Raw genomic sequence first — 19375 nt, forward strand, 5'->3', positions numbered from 1 at the left:
ATTTTATCGTGCTTGTACATCCTATTCGGAAAATGCGGCTTGTACGACTAAAAAAAAACAGTTGCGAAACTAATGGTATTAGTTTAAATTAAAACTAAAGGTCTTAGTTTTGGAGAATTCATTTTCGTAAACCAGTTTGGGGAAGAGGGAATTAATAATGAGAATCCGCAAGTATGGAAAGTTAACGCAACTGTCGTTTCTTCCACGGCTTTTTCCGGTAAATTGCTATTTGGTCGAGGAGGAGGATGGCGTTACGCTGATCGACGCCGCTTTGCCCTACAGCGCCGCCGGGATTTTGCGGGCGGTGCAATCGACCGGCAAGCCGCTTGCCCGCATCGTCCTGACGCATGTTCACGACGATCATGTGGGGGCGCTGGACGCGCTGAAGGCGATGCACCCGGATGTTCCGGTGCATGTCTCCGCCCGGGACGCCCGGCTGATGAGCGGCGACGTGACGCTCGACGCAGGCGAACCGCAAACGCCGATCCGCGGCGGCGTCCCCAAGCGGCTGAACACGCGCGCCGACGTCCTGTTCACGGACGGAGAGCGCATCGGCTCGCTGCTCGCCGTAGCCTCGCCGGGGCACACGCCGGGCTCGTATTCGCTGCTGGACACGCGCAGCGGCGCGCTGATCGTGGGCGACGCCTTTCAGACGCGCGCCGGCATCGCGGTCAGCGGCACCGTCCGCCCGCTGTTCCCGTTCCCGGCGCTGGCCACCTGGAATAAGCCGGCGGCGCTTAACAGCGCGCGCAAGCTGGCCGCCCTGCAGCCGTCCTTGCTGGCGGCCGGGCACGGCGATGTGCTCGAGCGGCCGGGCGCCGCGCTGGAGCGGGCCATCCGCGCCGCAGAGCGGGCGCTTGCGGGCGGTGCGGATCGCCGGCCGCGGGAGGTGTAGCGGCATGTCGCCAAGAATCGGCCTTGACAGTACCGCCGTTTTGATGGCGGCGGTAGAGGTGGCCAACGCCGAGGGAGCCGCTGCCGTCAGCATCTCATCGGTCGCCCGGAAGCTGGGGATCCGGCCGCCTTCTTTATACAATCACGTCAGCGGGCTGGACGAGATTCGCGCCATGCTGGCCAAATATGCGCTGGAGCGGCTGTACGAACACATCGTGGCCGAGGTTGGCGGCCTGAGCGGCGAACATGCTGTCCGCCGCTTTGCCGACGCCTACCTCGATTTCGCGCACGAGCATCCCGGGCTGTACGAAGCCGTGCAAATGGCCCCGAGCCAGGAGGGACGCGAGCTGCAGGAAGCCTCCGGCCGCATCGTCGCGCTGACGCTGCGTTATCTCGGCGGCTTTCCGCTGACCGAGGAGCAGGCGCTCCACACCGTGCGCGGCCTCCGCAGCCTCATTCACGGCTTCGCTTCGCTAGATCGGCAGGGAAGCTTTGGACTTCCGCTGGAGGTGCGGGACAGCCTGCATTTCAATCTCGATTTGCTGCTTGGGGGGCTGGAGCGTTTGGGGGGCGAAAGAAACTGACGGATGCGGTCATATCGGCCGCCCCTTTAATGATCGGCGGAGTTGGCCGGCCCCTCCCTGACGCCGGCTCCTCCGGCGATCCTCCGACGACGCTTCGGCGATCCTCCGCCTTCCACCTCTCTACCAATGCGCCCTTGCGCCTGCTCCGCCCTCCACCGCTCTTCCACGGTACGTCCTTCCGCCTTTTGCACCCTCCATCGCTTTTCCAATGTTCGCCCTTCCGCCTCCGCCTCTCTACGAACCTCCGCGTCTTTCCGCTGTACTTGCGCTATATTCCGCTATCTTATCACCGTTCTTCCGCCATTCCTTCCATTGACAACCTTCCGGAGGACGGTGATAATTTAGGCATAAACCAGTGGATCGCCCCGGGGATAACGTGCGTTTAAGCTGGAGTTGAAGGGAACCGAACGGTTTATTTTTCAACCCGGCAGAAGAGGGGCGTCGCATTTTAACGGACCACAGCGCCGTTATTTCGGCGGGATCGGAATGTCATGCCGCTGGCGATGCATTAACTTTTGCTCAAGCTTTCCCGTAAAAGCTATCCGAAATCATCTAACGGTTGCAGCAGCGGCTATTTGCCGAAAAAAGACCTTTTCTAAATTTTAACGGTTGCCAGCGCCGTTATTTGCCTGATCCAAGCAAAAATTACCGGTTTTCAGCGAAATAAGCTCCATGGCAACCGTTACAATTTGAAATCAACGGGCTTGGAACAAATAGCGCTTGTGGCAACCGTTAGAAAATTGGTGTGCTCAGCAAATGTATCTTGCCAGATTTAAATGCACCGCTAGTGATGTCTTGCGATGTAACGGACACAGTTGACCTTGTTTGGCATTTCAGCGCAAGTTTCCAGCCGTTTTCGGGGAAATAAGCGCATCTCGGTCCGTTAGAAAGTGAAACCCGCCTTTTTTGGGGAATAGGAGCATCCATGTCCGTTGCTAGCGAAGTGACGCTAAACCGGATTAACAGCTAACGCTGTTTTGGAGCTGTCTACCGGCGAGGCTTTAAAGAAAACGAGGTGAAACGTGATGGGAAAGAAAAAAGGACAACGGCCCGCTCAGGCCGCGGCGTCCTCCGCGGATAAACCGGCGACGCTGAAAGACCTGCTGGGCGGGGATACGATCGCCAAGCTGAAAGCCCAGGCTGAAGAGCTGAAGAAAGAAGAGGAAGCGCGCAAGGAGCAGGCCCGCATCCAGGCCGAGGAGGCCCGCCGGGCCGAGCAAAAGCGGCTGGACAACGACTTCGAGCACCTGCTGAACACGAGCGATATGGACTGGCACAAGTTTAAATCCTGACTTTGACAACCGGGTTTGGCCCATGTTACGCTTGATTAGTCCAAAACTTTTGACATTTGGGGGATGCCCTTGAACAATAAAATCAAGCAGTTCCGCAAGCGGCTGGGGTTAACCCAACAGCAGCTGGCCGCCGCCTGCGGCGTCGCCAGGCAGACGATCAACAGCGTGGAAAACGACCGGTACGATCCGACGCTGGAGCTTGCGTTCAAGCTTGCGCAAATTTTACAGACGAAGGTGGATGATTTGTTTATTTATGAGTAAATTCAACAGCGATTACATCATAATGATGGATGACATCGTTCGCGAAGGGGCGCCCATTTTGCGCGTTGTGACCGAGCCGGTCAGCGTTCCTCCCACCGAGGAGGACCGCGAGGAAATGGCGGCGATGCTGCGCTTCCTCAAAAACAGCCAGGATCCCGAGACGGCCAAAAAATACAACCTGCGCGCGGGCGTGGGCCTGTCGGCCAATCAAATCGGTCTGAACAAGCGGATGTTTGCCGCCCTGCTGACCGACGACCAGGGACATCCCCGCGAAATCGCCATGTACAATCCGAAAATCATCAGCCATTCGACCGCGATGATTTATCTGCCGGAAAGCGAAGGCTGCCTGTCGGTGGACCGCCCGGTGCAGGGCTTTGTGCCGCGCTACGAGAAGGTGCAGGTCAAGGCGTACGACGAGCAGGGAAATGAGGTCAAACTGCGGTTCAAAGGCTACGACGCGATCGTGATGCAGCATGAAATCGACCATCTGAACGGCATCATGTTTTACGATCATATCAACAAAGAGCACCCGTTCAAGCTGCCGAGCGGCGTGCAGATCTCCAGCTTATACTAAAGGAATCGAGAACGGAGGAGTTCATTTGTCAACAAAATCAATTGCCGCCATGATCGACCACACCCTGCTGAAGGCGGAAGCGGGACAAGCGGCCATTCTCAAACTGGCCGAGGAGGCGAAGCAATACGGATTCGCTTCGGTTTGCGTCAATCCGGTATGGGTGGAAACGGCCGCGGAGGCGCTACAAGGCTCGCCGGTAAAGGTATGCACGGTCATCGGCTTTCCGCTCGGCGCGTCGGCGCCTGAAGTTAAGGCGTTCGAAGCGGCCCATGCGATCCGGCAGGGGGCCGGCGAGGTCGATATGGTCATCAATATCGGCGCTTTAAAAGACGGGAACGACGAGCTGGTCGCCCGCGATATCGCCGGCGTCGTGGAGGCCGCGAAAGGCAAGGCGCTGGTGAAAGTCATTATCGAAACGTGCCTGCTGACGGATGAGGAAATCGTGCGCGCCTGCCGGCTTTCCGTTTCGGCCGGGGCCGACTTCGTCAAGACGTCCACCGGATTTTCGACGGGCGGAGCCACGGTGGAGGCGGTGGCGCTCATGCGCCAAACGGTCGGACCGGACGTGGGCGTGAAAGCTTCCGGCGGCGTCCGCACGCTGGCTGACGCGGAGGCGATGATTCGGGCCGGTGCCACGCGCCTCGGAACGAGCGCGGGCGTGGCGATCGCCCAGGGTCAAAGCGGCGCAAGCGACTATTAAGCATGCAGCTGTCCATAGGCGCCAGCGGCGATTAAGCCGGGCTGCCCGGCGGCGAAAGCGCGCGGGACAAACCCGCGTATCCCGAATAAAACATATCATGGAAAACAGGGTGCCATTCCAAAGCGAACGCGGGAATCGGCACCCTTTTTTGCGCCGGGGTCAGGAAATTTTTAACTTTGCCCTCCAAGGTTAAACTTTTTTGCGGCGGCATCCGTTACAGGAACAGAAGGTCGCCCGCGCGGAGCGATCCAACCTAACTCTGGCAGAAAGAGGAAGCTTATGATTCAGATCGATCATTTATCCAAAAAATATATGCGAGGCGGCTGGGCGCTTGACGACGTCACGCTGACGCTGCAGGAAGGCATGGTCGGCCTGCTCGGGCCGAACGGAGCCGGGAAATCGTCGCTGCTGCGGATATTGGCCGCGCTGACGGCCCCCACTTCCGGCGGAGCGGCCTTGTTTGGCGTTCCGCTGACCCGGGCGGAGGAGATTCGCCGCATGATCGGATATTTGCCGCAGCAGTTTCAGGCTTATCCCGGGCTGACCGGGGCGGAATTTCTCGATTTTGCCGGAGTCATGAAAGGGATCAAGGACAAAAAACGGAGGAAGGCGGAAATCGCTGCTTTGCTGGAACAGGTGAACCTGCAGAATCAAGCCGGAAAAAGAGTGCGGACCTACTCCGGCGGCATGAGGCGCCGCCTCGGCATCGCCCAGGCGCTGCTCGGTTCGCCGCGGGTGCTGATCGCCGACGAACCGACGGCCGGGCTCGACCCGGAAGAGCGCGTCCGCTTCCGCAATTTGCTGGCCCGGTTCAGCGTCGGAAGGATCGTGCTGCTGTCGACCCACATCGTCGCCGACATTGAAAGCAACTGCCGGCAAATCGCCGTCCTGAACAAAGGCCGGGTGCGCTTGTCCGGCGAGCTCGACGACCTGCAGGAGCGCGGGCGCGGCAAAGTATGGGAGGCACGCTTGTCCGAACGGGACTTCGCCCGGCTTGATCCGCTGTCCGTCGTTTGGGCCCGGCCGGCGGCGGACGGGCTGCGGTGCCGCATCGTCGGCGAGGCGCCTCCGGCTGCCGATGACGTAACGCCGGTTCAGCCGACGCTGGAAGACGGTTATTTGGCGCTGCTAAGGACGGGTCTCCCGGAAGGAGCGGCGGGACGATGAGCAGATGGCGGCGATTGTTGATGTTTGAACTGCGAATGATTTTTCGCAATCCGTGGTTTTTGGCCATGCCGGCGCTGTTCGTTTTGCTGCTGGTCTGGTTCGTCGGGCGGGTCGCGGTGCGGGAGGCTGATTTTTACCAGGAAGCCTATACGTATATGGCGCTTTTTCACACGATGACGTTAGGCCTCGTCATGCTGCTCGGCGTGCTCACGGTCCGCCGGGATATCCGGCGCCCTTCCTATGAATGGAGTACGGCATTGCCGGTGCCGTATGCGGCCAAAATTTCCGCGAAGTATGCCGCCGGCTTGCTCTATTTTTCGCTATTTACTTTACTGGCTGGGGCGGTTTACGCCTGGGCGTCCGCGCAAGTCGGCGCTGCTTCCGGGGTGACGCTGGAATTTACGGGCTATTTCGCCGCCAGCTACGAAGTGTCTTATATCGTCACACTGGCGCTGGCGATGCTGCTGGCGATTTGCATTCCGAATCGGGCCTGTTACCTGATTGCGTTTTGCGCCTGGATGTTCGGCACCTTTTTTATGGATATATTCCTGCTGGACCGGAATCACTGGTACGTGCTGCGCGCCTTTCATCTCAGTCAATTGGCGATGAACGGCGATTTGGGAATCGATACATGGGGCATGCGTTTGATCGCCGATGAGCAGGCCGCCTCCCGCCGCTTTGTGCTGGCTTTCGCGCTGCTGCTGTTAACGTCCGGAACGGTGATCCTCGACCGGCTGCGGCCGGCGGGGCGCCGGGCGTATTCCTGGATTGCGGCCGGTGTTGCGCTGCTGCTGGCGGCGGGCGCGTTCATTCCCTACGGATCGATCTGGCGGGAACGGTATGCCGAGTACGAGGCGAAGCAGCTCGACCCGAGCATCCCCACGGTTAACGAATTTCTGATCGCCCAAGCTTCCTCCGCTTCCCGGAGCGCCGGGTTTTTTGCAATTACCGGTTATGACATTGACCTAAAAAGAACTCCGGACGACCGTCTTCATTTCAATGTCCGGCTGCAAATCCCCGCGAAACGGCTGCATGGAAGCCCGGAGCTAACCTTTACCTTAAACCGGACTTTCCGCGTTGAGGACGTCCGGGTGGCCGGGGCTGCCGCAGCGTTTGTGCAGCAAGGGGAGCGGTTGACCGTTAAGCCTGCGGAACCCGCAACCGGGGAACTTCTTCGAGTGGAGATGAAATACAGCGGGGCGGTGATGGACTATATGCCCCGGAATCAGGCCCAGGAAGCTTACAACGCTTTTGTCCGGGGAAAAAACGTTGATTTGCCGTGGTACATGGCCTGGTATCCGCTGCCCGGCGACCGTCCGGTGTACCTGAAGAAGGGCGAGGCATCTACGCTGCGGCTGGCGGAAGAATTCAGGCTGATGAAAGAATCCGGGGAACACGGATTTTCGCCGATTCATGTCCGCCTGAACGTTTCCGGTTTTGAAACTCCGCTGTTTTCCAACCTGACGGAATCCGTGCGCCGCCGGGACGGGCAAACGTTTGAAAGCGACGTTTTGACCGGCGTTCGCCTAGTCGGCGGAGAATTTGTCGAGCTGGAGCATCCCGGGCTGCCGGTGCGGCTGGTCACGACTCCTTATGCCGTTCGCAGAGTGGAGAAGATGTTCGCAGAGTGTAACGAGATGTACCGATATTTTACTTCCTGGCTCCCCGATTTTCGGTCCAAGCTGGAACAAGTATTGGTGCTGCCCATGTACATTCCCAATAACCTTACGAACTTGGAAGAACGGACCCTGCTGATGAACTGGTTGAGCAGGGACCGGGAAGAAGATTCCGGAACGGATGCCGAAACTTTGATGTATCGGATGCTCCTGGGAACGGATGACGGCAAATTCGAAATTACGGATTCGTACACGGATGTGCGTCCGCAGATTCGCGCCTTGATATGGTATGTGTATTGCCGTGAACAGACGGATTATACGGAAGAGGATATGGAGAAAGGACCCCAGAGCAAAATCCTGTCCGATCTTTTTCAGAATAACGTGGGACTGCGGATGGTACGGGAGGTGGAAACCGCCCTGGATGAAGACAAATCCAAACAGGTCAAGGAAATGCTGAACTATTTCTACAGCCGGGGGTTGGAAATCCCGGACACGCAATTCAACGCGGACAAGGGCAGTATTACTTATAGGGAATGGCTGCGGAAATGGAAGAAGGCGATGCGGATGAAGGGGGAGGGATGACATGATTTCGGACCAGCTGCTGGTAGAGCGGATGGCGGCGGGGGACCGGGAAGCGTTCGAGCTGTTGGTCACGAGGTACCACGGACCGCTGCTCAGTTACGTAACCAACCGGCTCAAGGACCGAAGCAAGGCGGAGGACATCGTCCAGGAGACCTTTATCCGGCTGATCCGCCACCTGAAAAGGCACGGCGGGATGGAACATCTCCGCCCCTGGCTGTATACGGTGGCGCTGAATTTGTGCCGGGATTACTGGCGGAGCGCCTCCTACCGTTCAGAGCATGGCGGTGCGGACGAACTGCCGGACGATGTGGACCCTTCGCCGCAGGCGGAGGAATTGATCGAACGGCAAGAGACGGCGCAGCAGCTTGCCGAATCTTTGGCCCTGCTGCCGCAGGTGCAGCAGGAGGTTGTGCGCATGCGCTTTTTCCACGAACTGAAGCTGCAAGAAATTGCCGAAATGCTGGAAATGCCGCTGAGTTCGGTGAAATCGAACCTTTACAGCGCATTGCGGAAGCTGAAACGCGCACTATGCGGGCCAAAAGGCTCTTCCTCCGCCGGGTCCGGCGAGCGAATGGATACATTTACGGAAAGCGAGGTGCCGATTCATGGAACACTCCATTGATAAAGAACTGAAACGCTTGGAGCAGGAGCTGCGCGAACCGCTGCGGCAGGCTATGCAGAATGCTCCGGCACCGTCGGAAACGGCGGCGCTGATCGCGGCCCTGCAGCCGGAATTTGCCGAGCTTCAGGCGCAAAACGCCGCAAAAACGCTCGACTTCAACCCGCACGTCGAAGCGCCTTCGCTGCGCAGATTGCTGCTTAGCCAATTCCGTCTCAACCGCAAAGCGCTCGTTTTGGCCGGCGCGGCCGTATTTTTGATGCTGATTTTGCTGGTTGATCCAAACCGCCCGTTCTCCAATTATTTACTGGGCGATCGTATGCCAAGTTTATTCCCGATGATTACGCCCTTGATGCTAATCGCTTCTATGCTGTACAGCTACCGCTCCTGGGACCCGGGCATGCGTGCGGTCGAGAGCATTACGCCTTATCCTCCCGCTCTAGTCGTCTACAGCCGGATGCTTATGGTGATCGCTCTTGTGATCGGCTGGGCGCTGATCAGTTCCGTCGTTGTGGGCATTCGCGTGGAGGCGGCGGGCGAGGCAGGGATGCCCTTTGTGCCGTTTTTGCTGCAATGGCTGGGCATTTCGCTGCTGACCGGCGGGACAGCGATGTACGCATTGTTCCGTTACGGCATGAAACTGGCGCTGTTTTTCGCTTTTGCGGTTTACGTGCTTTGGTTTATGCTGGAAATCCAGGCCCAGGCGGGAGGATGGGCCGCCGGTACGCGGACGGCGCTCGACGCGCTGCTGCTGCTCATCGGGGCGCTGCTGCTGTTCCGCTCGTATTACCGCAGCCGAAGTCTGAAAATAGGTGGAGTGAGGACGGAGAATACGCATGATTACCGTTGAAAATATCGATGAGCCGTTGGACGGCTTCTCCCTGCATATCGATGCCTTGCGGCTGTATCCGGGCCTAACGCTGCTGGTCGGCGCCAACGGGGCGGGCAAAACGACGCTGCTTGAGCTGCTGGCGACCGTCAGGATGCCGCGCAGGGGGAGGATCCTGTACCGGCAGCGCTCCGTGCTTGACGATTTGCCGCTGGTGCGCAGTCAAATCGGTTATGTACCCGCGGAAATCGAATTGTACGAAGAAATGACGCCGTACAAGCTGCTGGCTTATTTGTCCGAACTTAAGGGCTTAACCGGCCCGGATCGGGCGAAGGAACTGCTGGGCGATTTTAATCTGGAATTCTGCCGGAACACCAAGATCAAACGGTTGTCGCTCGGTGTTCAGCGGCGGATTGCCCTTGCCCAATCCCTCTTGGGGGCCCCGAATTTCCTGTTTCTTGATGAGCCGTTAAACGCGATGGATTCCGCGGAGCGCAAGCTGGCGATCAACTATTTGAACCGGTACGCCGAAGGGCGGACCGTCATTGCGGCGGTGCATGAGATGAACGAATGGGCGGCCATGGCCGATTACGTGCTTTGGCTCGATCGGGGGGAAGTTCATTTTTACGACAGGAAATCGCTATGGACGGAAGACTTGCCTTGCCCGATTTGGGAAGGAGTCATTCCCCGTGAACGGTTAGGCGAGCTGCCGCCCGAGCGCCTGATCGAGATTCGGGAGGTCCGGGAGGGGGTATACGTTAAAATGGCGGCGAAATCTCCCCCGTTTCCCGGGCTCGCCGAAGGGGAACCGCTGCTGGAAGATGCCTATTTCGTACGGAAATTCAAGGGGAAGTAAATAAAATATATAATTCACATAAAAATTATCGGACTTCCTATTTTCAAACGGCTTGAGATGTGAGAGAATATGAAAAAACATCGTCATCCCATCACTTTCGAGCGATTTGAAGGAGGAATTATCCATGTCTGAAGAGCGTCAATACGCCCCCGAAACCCTGGCGATCCATGCCGGGCAGGAAATCGATCCGACTACGTATTCCCGGGCGGTCCCGTTGTACCAAACGACTTCCTACGGCTTCCGCGACACCGAGCACGCCGCCAATTTGTTCGGCCTGAAGGAATTCGGCAACATCTACACCCGCATTATGAACCCGACGACCGATGTGTTCGAGAAACGGCTGGCGGCGCTCGAGGGAGGCGTCGGCGCACTGGCAACGGCATCCGGCCAGGCGGCGATCACGTTCTCCATTTTGAATATCGCCGGGGCCGGGGATGAGATCGTGTCATCGTCCACGCTGTACGGCGGCACCTACAATTTGTTTTCAACGACGCTGCCGAAGCTTGGCATCAAGGTCAAATTCGTCGATTCCGCAAATCCCGACAACTTCCGCGCGGCCATCACGGACAAGACGAAAGCGCTTTATGCCGAAACGCTCGGCAACCCGAAGGGCGACGTGCTCGATATCGAGGCGGTGGCCGCGATCGCCCATGAGCACGGAATTCCGCTGATCGTCGACAATACGTTCCCGAGCCCGTACCTGCTGCGCCCGATCGATTTCGGCGCGGACATCGTCGTGCATTCGGCCACGAAGTTCATCGGCGGGCACGGCACGTCCATCGGCGGGATCATCGTCGACAGCGGCAAATTCGACTGGTCGGCGAGCGGGAAGTTCCCCGGCCTGACGGAGCCGGATCCGAGCTACCATGGCGTTGTCTATACGGACGCCGTCGGACCGCTGGCGTACATCATCAAGGCGCGCGTCCAATTGCAGCGCGACCTCGGCGCTCCGCTGTCGCCGTTTAACGCCTGGCTGCTGCTGCAGGGGCTGGAGACGCTGCATCTGCGCATCGAACGCCACAGCCAAAACGCGCTGAAGGTGGCGCAGTACTTGGAAGCCCACGACAAAGTGGAGTGGGTCAGCTACGCCGGGCTGCCGAGCCACGAATCCTACAAGCTGGCGCAAAAATATTTGCCGAAAGGGCAGGGCGCGATCCTTACCTTCGGCATTAAGGGCGGCGTAGAAGCCGGGCGCAAGCTGATCGAAAACGTGAAGCTGTTCTCGCACCTGGCCAATGTCGGGGATTCGAAGTCGCTCATTATCCATCCGGCGAGCACGACGCACCAGCAGCTGACGGAAGAGGAGCAATTGGCGGCCGGCGTCAATCCGGAACTGGTCCGCCTGTCCGTCGGCACCGAGTCGATCGACGACATCCTGTACGACCTGGAGCAGGCGATCGCCGCCAGCCAGGCATAATTCAACGTATTATCATTAAGCGAAAAGCCGCTGTTTCGGTGTCGGGATCACATCATCCGGCCGGACAGCGGTTTTTTGTGATCATAGAAGTGGTGGCTGGGGCCAGCTAAATGGAACGGCCAGGTCAAGATAAAGATAGCGCCTCGCTTCAAAAGCGCCCCCCTGCAAAAGCGTTTCCCTACAAAAGCGTTCCCCTGCAAAATAGCGGCACTATATGTACTTATTATCCGGAACCTAACATGTTTATCACCATTAGCAGCATTTCATGTACTTATTTTCCCACGAACAGTCCGGAACGCGGGTATTTCCTCAAGCCGAGGGAAAATAGCGACCTAGATTGACTCTATTTCTCTCAAATGGATGGATATCGCCGAAATAAAGACATTTTTTGTTCTTATTTTTTCGCCGGATTTTCTCAAGCAGCCTGGCTCCAGCAGGATGTTGCGGTTCGGTACAACACAAAAAAGTACCGCCGACTTATCGGCGGACTCCCGTTTTGAGGTTCGGCGGCGTTCTGCTCGCCTGGAGCCCAGGTGCAAGCACCATCATGCTGAAAGGCTGCACAGGTTAGGATGAAGATGAAACTATTGGCAGAGCGGCCGCGTTTAAGATTTAGACAGCGCAGAGATAACGAATCCTTAGGGTTGTTTATATACGTTTTTGAGGAGGTTGATTTTTTGAAAAAGATAAAATGGCTGCTCCCGGCTGCGGCTGCCGCCGGACTGCTGCTGGTGAGCTGCTCGCCGGCAAACCGTCCGGTTAACGGGGGAGAAAACGCTGCGCGGGACGCGTCCCAGCAGGAGTCAGGGAATGCGTCGTTGCCGGCTAGTCAGGGAGAGGCAACACGCGTAAAAGTAGCTGAGCAAGGTGGAGCACAGGAAAAGATGCCGGCGCAGAGCGTCAAGCTGGCAAAAGGTGAATTTAGCGCAAGCCGGAATGCGAAGGGAGAACTTGTCGCAGTTCCGGCCGGCCTGGCGGATTACAGCATCGACTACGAGGCGGTGGTTGAGCTGGAGGGACAAACGTTGGTGATGGCCAATGTATTTTATGGGGACGATGATGTGATCAAAGTTCTGCTGTCCCATAAAACGGGCGAAGACCAGGTGAAGACCGTCTGGAGCGAGGGGATCACGGACACGAACAACCGCTGGTATAATACGTTTATCGGGCAACTGCTCGTCAAAGCGGATGAGGAGCGGGTGCTGTTTTTGGAGCCGGAAATCATAGGGCAAGGCGGAAAGTATCATCTTTCCGAGTATAATGTGCGGACGGGGAAAATTGCACGGATCAGGGAAGATTTTTGGCCGTTGCCGGAAGGGTATGACTATATTTACCAATACCATTGGGACGGCGAGCGGATGAAAGTATTTTTGCAGAGCTACTTGGGTTTGGTGAGAGTGTTTGATTTGCAGGGCGGGAAAGATGATGCTCCGGACCGGTTGTTCCGGGTGATTCCGCACTCGACGACCGGGGCTCCGTCCTTGTTCCTGTCGCCTGATTTTGAACGGTTTGCTCATGACGATGAGAGCGGAAAGGTGACTTTCTATGATATAAAAGGCGCTGCGCTCGGGAAAATCAAGCTGTCTGAGGACAAGTATGTTCCGTCCGAAAAAATCAAGTGGAATCCGTCCGGTTCGATCGCTTGGATGGAGTCTTCTCCGGGAGAGCATAGCCGGATTAAAGACATCGATATCGACTTTTTAAGCATTGCCCCCCAGCGCATTGATTTCTACGGCAGAGACGGGGGCGCTTTGGGATCGATTAAGGCGGATGCGGGGGACGACCGCGCGCTCGATATCGCCGGCTGGCTTGATGACTCCACCGCGCTCGTCAAGTCCTACCGGTTCGAGCCGGACGGCAGCAATACTTATGGGATGGCAGAGAAGGAACCGGCCTATTTCTACTACGATGTTCACAAGAAAGAAAAACGGCCCGCGAGCGAGGCGGATCTGCCGGAAATGCTCCCGGCAAAGGCGCGCACGTCATGGTCGCGAATGGCAGAACCGCATACGTCAGAGCCGCAAACCGGGGTCGTTGTAGAACGGAAAGAAATCGTGTTTCCTAAAGAGCCCTAGTACGTACTTTTGAGGTTTCCCGTAACAGTGCAGGTTTCCGACAGGGAACACGCCTGCCGGAAATCTAACGGTTGCAGCAGCCGTTATTTGTCTTAATTTGGGCCCCAATAGCTGGTTTTTAGCGAAATAAGCGCTATGGCATCCGTTAGAGTTTGAAATCGGTGTTGTTGCAGCAAATAGCGGTTGTGGCATCCGTTAGAATGGGGGTGCCGGTTAACAAGAAGGGGCGATCTTATGCCTGACGCAGAGACAGACCGGCCCCGTCTTGTTCCTTGCCCCATTATTCCAATGTAAAATCGCCCGTTGTTGTGGCTGCCTTGACGCTATATTTACCGCTGCCGACTTTTCCCGCGATCCCCTGATCCGTCCGGCGGCTAAAATCCATGTCCGGGACATTCACCTCAGCTTCCCCGCCTACCGTGGTGAACTCCAGCGATAGCGGCTGATTCTTTTTCAAGACGATGTCGATATCCCCATGGATGGATTCGGCCGTGATGTCCCCGGCCAGATCGACCGTCTGCAAGCCGAGGTCCAGGTCTCCATTCACGGAACTGGCGGCAATTTCGCCTTTCAGGGCGGAGGCCTCGATGCTGCCGTTACCGCTGTTCAGTTCTATTTTGGCCGCTTTAGCGCGGTCTAACGTGATTTCCCCGTTTGTGGTCTCAAGCTTGATGGCCTGCTTCATCTCCAGATTGGAGGTTTCGATGTCCCCGCTGACCGTGCTAATGGACAACTTTTCAAAAGACTGCGCCGCCGGAATGGTCACGGTTAACGCCAGATCGGCGCGGAAGCTTTTGCCGTCTTTTTTCTCCCGTTCCGTTTGAATGTACAGCGTGTCGCCTTCCTTGTTTAACAAAGGGGTGAGCTCGTTGTCTTTAATGCCGCTTCTCACCTTCCCCGTCAGTTTGGCTTCAATGTCCGATGCAGCGGAGGCAGTGAGCTTTACGTCGGAGGCGGCGGTATCGATGACGATGTTGCGGATTCCTTGGGCGGCGAGATTTTCGGAGAGGGAGATGCGCCGGCTTTTGGCGTTATCGGGATCATCCGTGGAATCGCGGGACACGGCGTCGTCGACGATTTCGGAGACATTATCCAAAATTCCGCCCACCATATCGGTGGTTCCTTCCATCAAATCGGTTTGAAAATCCTCGATGATCCCGTCCGGGTCATTCGGCGTTGCCTGCCGGTCACGGTCCGGAGCGTTCCGGCTTCCGTCCTGCTCTGGGGCCGTTTCCTTGTCTTCCTGAAAAAGGCCAAACGCCTTAAGTGTATCCGCTTTGGGAAAGGTGACGATGGTTCCGGTCAGTCCGATGAGCAGCAAGCCTATGGCAAAATAGACGATTTTTTTCATAGCGAAACGCTCCCTTGAAATCCGGATTTATTTTTGACCAACCGTAAGATCACGCCGTACAGCCGCCCGGCAAGCTGTCTGAGGCCCACGGCAAGCAGGATTCCCAGGCTAAACAACGTCATGGTTGCGAACAGGTTGAAAAGAAACAACTCGAATCCGCGCTGGATCAAGGAGATGATGATCAACAGCGGACTAAGCAGCATAGCGGCGGCGATGATGCTGAGAGAGGCGGCTAGGAGCAGCAGGATCGCTACGGGCAAGGCGACGGCGAGCATATTGATAAAGCTCATTCCAGCGGCCCGCAGCACCGCGCGCATCACATTGGCTAAGCTTTTCTTGCGCTCGGCCACCGAAATACTGTAATCGAGCAGCAGTTCCTTGGCCAGCAGTGAAGGCGTCCCCAGCTTTTTAATGATTTCTTCCTCGCTTTTCCCGGCGGCTGCGCCTGCCTCGAAATGCTCCTCGTAATCGTACAAAATTTCTTTGCGCTCCTCCGGAGGTATGCCGATCAGCAACCCTTCCAGGGTGCGCATAAATTCAGTTCTCCCCATGGCTACTCGTCCCTTCTGCGATAAAGTCATCAACCGCCTTGGCAAATGGCATCCATTGCGCGATAAGCTCGGCAAGCTGCTCCCGTCCCGGCGCGGTGATCGAGTAGTATTTGCGCGGCGGCCCTTCCGAAGAATCGGACAAATAACAGGTCAGGTAGTTGTCTTTGGTCAACCTGCGCAGGATGGGGTACAGCGTTCCTTCCGCCAGTTCGATTTTTTCGCTGATTTTCTGCGCAAGCTCATAGCCGTAATAGTCCTTTTGGGAAATCAGAACGAGCACGCAGAGCTCCAGCGCTCCTTTTTTGAACTGTACATTCATTGGCAACACCTCGGTAGTTACGACAGGATGCGGATCGGATGATCCAACAAATAGATTTTGTTCAGTACTGGATATTATCGACTAGATGAGTTCAGTATAATACCCTGTACTGAATAATGCAATATAGCATTTACATACCGAAGAATTTAGTTTAAAATAAAAGCAAAGTTTCTCAAAACCAACATTATTGTACCAATACAAAAATGATTATCGTTCTCAATTGCATGCTGCTCCGGGAGATCCCGGGGCAGCATGTGCCATTTTTAGGGGGTTAACAATAGTATTCATTCTCAATTGAGGACGTTATCCGATCATGAAAGGGGATATTTTTATGAGTGCCACTCACCAAACCTTGCCTGCCGCCAAGCCATCGGCGGGCCTGCCCGATCCGGGGAAGCAGCGCCGTTTCCCGGCGCTTCGGCTGCTGCGGCACCGGGAAATGCTGCTGGCTCTGGCCAGTGGAGCGCTGATGTGTACCGCTTGGGGGCTGCACGCCTGGCTGCCTATGTTGTCGGTCGTTCTTTATATAACCGCTTATATTGTCGGCGGGTTCGTGAAAGCGCGGGAGGGGCTGGCTACTTTATTTAAGGATAGGGATTTGGACGTTAACCTGCTGATGATCGCCGCCGCGCTTGGAGCGGCATCGATCGGGTATTGGAACGAAGGCGCGATGCTTATCTTCATTTTCGCGTTAAGCGGTGCGCTGGAGTCGTTTGCCGGCGAGCAAAGCCGCAGGGACATCTCGGCGCTGGCCGCGATGAAACCGGAAACGGCCCTGCGGATCGATGCGGACGGAATGAAGGAGGTCGCGGCCGAAACGCTGCTGGTCGGGGATTTGGTCCTGGTAAAACCCGGCGAGGTGATCCCGGCGGACGGCATCGTGAGCAGCGGGGGCTCTTCCGTCAACCAATCCGCGATTACGGGCGAGTCGATGCCGGTGGACAAACGCGCCGGCGACGGCGTATACGCCGGAACGATCAACGGCGAAGGAGCGCTGTATGTGGAGGTGACCAGTCCGGCGGACGGTACGCTGTTTGCCAAAATCATCGCCCTGGTGGAGCAAGCCGAGCGGGAGGTGCCGAAGACGGAGCGCTTTATTAAGCGGCTTGAAGGCATTTATGCCAAGGCGGTGCTCCTGGTCACTGCGGCGCTTGTTCTGCTCGCCCCGCTGACTTTCGGATGGAGCTGGCCGGCGGCTTTCTATAAAGCGATGGTGTTTCTCGTCGTGGCTTCGCCCTGCGCGCTCGTATCCTCCGTGATGCCGGCGATGCTGTCGGCAATGTCCAAAAGCGCGCGAAACGGCGTGCTGTTCAAAGGCGCCGCTTATATGGACCTGCTCGGCGGCGCGCGCGTCGTCGCCTTCGACAAGACCGGCACGTTGACGGAGGGGATTCCGGAGGTTACCGAGCTGTACGTGGCCGAGGGATATGACCGGCTGCGGGTGCTGGCCGCTTGCGCGGCGGCGGAGAGTTTGTCCGAGCATCCGCTGGCCGAGGCGATCGTGCGCAAAGCCGAAGAAGAAGGCCTGACCATCCGGAGTGCGGATGAATTGCAGGCGCTGCCCGGCTGGGGCATTGAGGCCAAGATCGGCGGCGAGGTGTGGAGGGTCGGCAAGGCGGATGAAGATGATCCGAATTTGCCGCCCGAGTTCGCCGAACGGATGCGGGCCTGGATCGCGGAAGGGCATACGGTTTCCGCGATTCAGGCCAGCGGGGAATACGCCGGGCTGATCTCGCTGCGGGACCGGATTCGCCCTCAGGCCAAGGCGGCGATCGACCGCCTGCACCGGCTGGGGATCGCCGCCGCGATGCTGACCGGCGATCGCGGCGGCACCGCCCGCGCGGTCGCCAGGGAAGCGGGGATCGATCTTGTGTACGGGGACCTGCTGCCCCAGGACAAGGTGGAGCATGTGAAGGCGCTGCGCAGCCGTTACGGCAGCGTCGTCATGGTCGGCGACGGCGTCAATGACGCGCCGGCGTTGGCGGCGGCGACGGTCGGGGTGGCCATGGGCGGAGGCGGAAGCGCCGCGGCGCTGGAGGTTGCGGACGTTGTGCTGATGAACGACAGTCTGGAGCGGGTTGCCGAGGCGATCTCGCTCGCCCGCCGGGCCCGGAGAATCGTCAAGCAAAATCTTGTTTTTGCCGGCGCGGTCATCCTGCTGCTGATCGCGAGCAATTTTTTGCGCGGCATCCCTCTGCCGCTTGGTGTTGTGGGGCATGAGGGCAGCACGCTGCTCGTCATTTTGAACGGGCTGCGGCTGCTCAGGTAATTCGGGGCTGCGCAAAAAAAGCGGACGCCTCTTCATCATTCCTTCATTTAAACTTCACAGAACCGTTCCGGTACGCTTGTTGACACCATGCAGTCGTTTTAACATAATTGAAGTAGATCATAGATTTTCCATCTTGATATAAAAAAAAAACAGTGTGTCGAAGCCTTACTATATAAGTTGAACTAAAGAAAAACGAGAGTAAGGCAAGAGTGTGAAATGATTCTGAAGAAACGGCAGTGGTCGCCTTTGTGAGCGGATTTCTACCTTGTATGAATCTACGTAATCATAGAAATCTGGGGCGGGCAGCGATCGTAAGAACATTTCACACGGCTGCCCTGATCCGTATAATATTGTTCAACTTATATAGCAGATTGCCTGAAATAGAGTGCTTACTTTCTATCGATCACACTTTTAGGAGGATGCCATTATGTATAAATCGATTATTATCGGTACCGGTCCGGCCGGACTTACGGCGGCCATTTATCTGGCCCGCGCCAACTTGAACCCGCTGATCATCGAGGGACCGCAGCCGGGCGGACAACTGACGACGACGACGGAAGTGGAAAACTTCCCGGGGTTCCCGGAAGGAATCATGGGTCCGGAATTGATGGACAACATGCGCAAACAGGCCGAGCGTTTCGGCGCGGAATTCCGCACCGGCTGGGTCAACAGCGTTGATTTGAGCAAACGTCCGTTTAAGCTGCAAGTGGAAGGGATCGGCGAACTCGTTACCGAAACGCTCGTTTTGTCGACCGGCGCGACGGCCAAATATTTGGGAATCCCCGGCGAGCAGGATAACGTTGGACGCGGCGTAAGCACCTGCGCCACCTGCGACGGATTTTTCTTCCGCGGCAAGGAAATCGTCGTCGTTGGCGGCGGCGACTCCGCACTTGAGGAAGCCGGCTTCCTGACCCGCTTCGCGACGAAGGTGACGCTCGTCCATCGCCGCGATGAGCTGCGCGCTTCGAAGATCATGCAGGATCGCGCCCGCGCCAACGAGAAGATCGAAATGGCGCTGAACCGCACGCCGCTGGAAGTCATCGCCGGCGAAAACGGCGTAACCGGCCTGAAAGTGCGGAACAACGCGACCGGCGAAGAAGAGATCATCAGCGCGAGCGGGGTGTTCGTCGCGATCGGCCACCAGCCGAACACGGCGTTCCTCGGCGGGCAGATCGATACGGACGCGAACGGCTATATCGTGGTCAAACCGGGCACGTCGGAAACGAACGTACCGGGCGTATTCGCTTGCGGCGACGTGCAGGATAACCGCTATCGCCAGGCGATCACCGCCGCGGGCAGCGGCTGCATGGCCGCGATCGACTGTGAGAAATACATCGAAAACCTTGAGCATGAAACGGCCGCCGCGGCCGCAAAATAAAATCACCGGAAAAACAAATTAGTTCCGGATAGGAAGGGAGA

Annotated in this window: 19 protein-coding genes; 15 read left to right on the top strand and 4 right to left on the bottom strand. The window is 57.2% G+C overall.

Annotated features, from left to right (window positions below; translation table 11 throughout):
- Window positions 1-157: 157 nt before the first annotated feature.
- Window positions 158-895 (top strand): MBL fold metallo-hydrolase, encoded by a 738-nt coding sequence (locus tag NYE74_RS08660; protein WP_051985250.1) that lies wholly within the window; start codon window positions 158-160, stop codon window positions 893-895.
- Between the two features lie 4 nt (window positions 896-899).
- Window positions 900-1478 (top strand): TetR/AcrR family transcriptional regulator, encoded by a 579-nt coding sequence (locus tag NYE74_RS08665; protein WP_036619682.1) that lies wholly within the window; start codon window positions 900-902, stop codon window positions 1476-1478.
- 26 nt (window positions 1479-1504) lie between these two features.
- Here the strand turns inward: NYE74_RS08665 and NYE74_RS08670 are convergent, their stop codons facing one another.
- Entirely contained in the window at window positions 1505-1687 is a 183-nt protein-coding gene (locus NYE74_RS08670) for a hypothetical protein (protein WP_341004745.1), read from the bottom strand.
- A gap of 816 nt (window positions 1688-2503) precedes the next feature.
- Here NYE74_RS08670 and NYE74_RS08675 point away from each other — a divergent pair.
- From NYE74_RS08675 to NYE74_RS08725, 11 genes are all read left to right on the top strand, one after another.
- Window positions 2504-2770: a YqkE family protein gene (locus tag NYE74_RS08675; RefSeq protein WP_036619683.1), complete on the top strand. Its 267-nt coding sequence runs from the start codon at window positions 2504-2506 to the stop codon at window positions 2768-2770.
- Between the two features lie 69 nt (window positions 2771-2839).
- Window positions 2840-3031: a helix-turn-helix transcriptional regulator gene (locus tag NYE74_RS08680; protein WP_036619684.1), complete on the top strand. Its 192-nt coding sequence runs from the start codon at window positions 2840-2842 to the stop codon at window positions 3029-3031.
- Window positions 3024-3605, top strand: coding sequence for a peptide deformylase (gene def, locus NYE74_RS08685; protein WP_036619685.1), 582 nt, complete (start codon window positions 3024-3026; stop codon window positions 3603-3605). Before NYE74_RS08680 ends, def begins: the two co-directional genes overlap by 8 nt.
- Window positions 3606-3654: 49 nt before the next feature.
- Complete coding sequence (gene deoC / locus NYE74_RS08690; RefSeq protein WP_036619686.1) at window positions 3655-4305, top strand: deoxyribose-phosphate aldolase; 651 nt, start codon at window positions 3655-3657, stop codon at window positions 4303-4305.
- 279 nt (window positions 4306-4584) lie between these two features.
- On the top strand, window positions 4585-5472 hold the full coding sequence (locus tag NYE74_RS08695) for an ABC transporter ATP-binding protein (protein WP_036619688.1): 888 nt from the start codon (window positions 4585-4587) through the stop codon (window positions 5470-5472).
- Window positions 5469-7670 carry an ABC transporter permease/M1 family aminopeptidase gene (locus tag NYE74_RS08700; RefSeq protein WP_240752080.1) on the top strand — a complete coding sequence of 734 codons (2202 nt, stop codon included), beginning with the start codon at window positions 5469-5471 and terminating at the stop codon, window positions 7668-7670. Before NYE74_RS08695 ends, NYE74_RS08700 begins: the two co-directional genes overlap by 4 nt.
- A gap of 1 nt (window position 7671) precedes the next feature.
- A complete protein-coding gene (locus NYE74_RS08705; protein ID WP_124333455.1) occupies window positions 7672-8292 on the top strand; it encodes an RNA polymerase sigma factor in 621 nt (206 codons plus the stop codon).
- Window positions 8276-9139 (top strand): membrane protein, encoded by an 864-nt coding sequence (locus tag NYE74_RS08710; protein WP_036619690.1) that lies wholly within the window; start codon window positions 8276-8278, stop codon window positions 9137-9139. The genes NYE74_RS08705 and NYE74_RS08710 overlap by 17 nt, the downstream gene beginning before the upstream one ends.
- Window positions 9126-9974 carry an ATP-binding cassette domain-containing protein gene (locus tag NYE74_RS08715; RefSeq protein WP_124333456.1) on the top strand — a complete coding sequence of 283 codons (849 nt, stop codon included), beginning with the start codon at window positions 9126-9128 and terminating at the stop codon, window positions 9972-9974. The genes NYE74_RS08710 and NYE74_RS08715 overlap by 14 nt, the downstream gene beginning before the upstream one ends.
- A gap of 124 nt (window positions 9975-10098) precedes the next feature.
- Window positions 10099-11391 (top strand): homocysteine synthase, encoded by a 1293-nt coding sequence (locus NYE74_RS08720; protein ID WP_124333457.1) that lies wholly within the window; start codon window positions 10099-10101, stop codon window positions 11389-11391.
- Window positions 11392-12068: 677 nt separating this feature from the next.
- Complete coding sequence (locus NYE74_RS08725) at window positions 12069-13466, top strand: WD40 repeat domain-containing protein (protein ID WP_341004746.1); 1398 nt, start codon at window positions 12069-12071, stop codon at window positions 13464-13466.
- 280 nt (window positions 13467-13746) lie between these two features.
- Here NYE74_RS08725 and NYE74_RS08730 read toward each other — a convergent pair whose 3' ends face one another.
- Genes NYE74_RS08730 through NYE74_RS08740 form a run of 3 tightly spaced genes read right to left on the bottom strand, consistent with a single transcriptional unit; the run spans window position 13747 to window position 15687 of the window.
- The gene (locus tag NYE74_RS08730; RefSeq protein WP_155620865.1) at window positions 13747-14817 is read right to left on the bottom strand and encodes a DUF4097 family beta strand repeat-containing protein; all 1071 of its coding nucleotides are present in this window, start codon (window positions 14815-14817) and stop codon (window positions 13747-13749) included.
- Window positions 14814-15368 carry an HAAS signaling domain-containing protein gene (locus NYE74_RS08735; RefSeq protein WP_063836298.1) on the bottom strand — a complete coding sequence of 185 codons (555 nt, stop codon included), beginning with the start codon at window positions 15366-15368 and terminating at the stop codon, window positions 14814-14816. Before NYE74_RS08735 ends, NYE74_RS08730 begins: the two co-directional genes overlap by 4 nt.
- Window positions 15355-15687, bottom strand: coding sequence for a PadR family transcriptional regulator (locus NYE74_RS08740; protein ID WP_124333459.1), 333 nt, complete (start codon window positions 15685-15687; stop codon window positions 15355-15357). Before NYE74_RS08740 ends, NYE74_RS08735 begins: the two co-directional genes overlap by 14 nt.
- 331 nt (window positions 15688-16018) lie before the next feature.
- On the opposite strand from NYE74_RS08740, the gene NYE74_RS08745 reads away from it, so the two are divergent.
- Both NYE74_RS08745 and trxB read left to right on the top strand, forming a co-directional pair.
- Window positions 16019-17956: a heavy metal translocating P-type ATPase gene (locus NYE74_RS08745; RefSeq protein ID WP_124333460.1), complete on the top strand. Its 1938-nt coding sequence runs from the start codon at window positions 16019-16021 to the stop codon at window positions 17954-17956.
- A gap of 427 nt (window positions 17957-18383) precedes the next feature.
- Window positions 18384-19334: a thioredoxin-disulfide reductase gene (gene trxB, locus NYE74_RS08750; protein WP_036619700.1), complete on the top strand. Its 951-nt coding sequence runs from the start codon at window positions 18384-18386 to the stop codon at window positions 19332-19334.
- The last annotated feature ends 41 nt before the right edge of the window (window positions 19335-19375 follow it).

The organism is Paenibacillus sp. FSL P4-0127 (assembly GCF_038007325.1).
In the GTDB taxonomy this organism is placed as follows: Bacteria; Bacillota; Bacilli; order Paenibacillales; family Paenibacillaceae; genus Fontibacillus; species Fontibacillus macerans.

Bases quoted from the DNA above. Each gene is read 5' to 3' on its own strand.
- NYE74_RS08660 (WP_051985250.1), top strand. From the start codon at position 158: ATGAGAATCCGCAAGTATGGAAAGTTAACGCAACTGTCGTTTCTTCCA.
- NYE74_RS08665 (WP_036619682.1), top strand. From the start codon at position 900: ATGTCGCCAAGAATCGGCCTTGACAGTACCGCCGTTTTGATGGCGGCG.
- NYE74_RS08675 (WP_036619683.1), top strand. From the start codon at position 2,504: ATGGGAAAGAAAAAAGGACAACGGCCCGCTCAGGCCGCGGCGTCCTCC.
- def (WP_036619685.1), top strand. From the start codon at position 3,024: ATGAGTAAATTCAACAGCGATTACATCATAATGATGGATGACATCGTT.
- deoC (WP_036619686.1), top strand. From the start codon at position 3,655: ATGATCGACCACACCCTGCTGAAGGCGGAAGCGGGACAAGCGGCCATT.
- NYE74_RS08695 (WP_036619688.1), top strand. From the start codon at position 4,585: ATGATTCAGATCGATCATTTATCCAAAAAATATATGCGAGGCGGCTGG.
- NYE74_RS08700 (WP_240752080.1), top strand. From the start codon at position 5,469: ATGAGCAGATGGCGGCGATTGTTGATGTTTGAACTGCGAATGATTTTT.
- NYE74_RS08705 (WP_124333455.1), top strand. From the start codon at position 7,672: ATGATTTCGGACCAGCTGCTGGTAGAGCGGATGGCGGCGGGGGACCGG.
- NYE74_RS08710 (WP_036619690.1), top strand. From the start codon at position 8,276: ATGGAACACTCCATTGATAAAGAACTGAAACGCTTGGAGCAGGAGCTG.
- NYE74_RS08715 (WP_124333456.1), top strand. From the start codon at position 9,126: ATGATTACCGTTGAAAATATCGATGAGCCGTTGGACGGCTTCTCCCTG.
- NYE74_RS08720 (WP_124333457.1), top strand. From the start codon at position 10,099: ATGTCTGAAGAGCGTCAATACGCCCCCGAAACCCTGGCGATCCATGCC.
- NYE74_RS08730 (WP_155620865.1), bottom strand. From the start codon at position 14,817: ATGAAAAAAATCGTCTATTTTGCCATAGGCTTGCTGCTCATCGGACTG.
- NYE74_RS08735 (WP_063836298.1), bottom strand. From the start codon at position 15,368: ATGGGGAGAACTGAATTTATGCGCACCCTGGAAGGGTTGCTGATCGGC.
- NYE74_RS08740 (WP_124333459.1), bottom strand. From the start codon at position 15,687: ATGAATGTACAGTTCAAAAAAGGAGCGCTGGAGCTCTGCGTGCTCGTT.
- NYE74_RS08745 (WP_124333460.1), top strand. From the start codon at position 16,019: ATGAGTGCCACTCACCAAACCTTGCCTGCCGCCAAGCCATCGGCGGGC.
- trxB (WP_036619700.1), top strand. From the start codon at position 18,384: ATGTATAAATCGATTATTATCGGTACCGGTCCGGCCGGACTTACGGCG.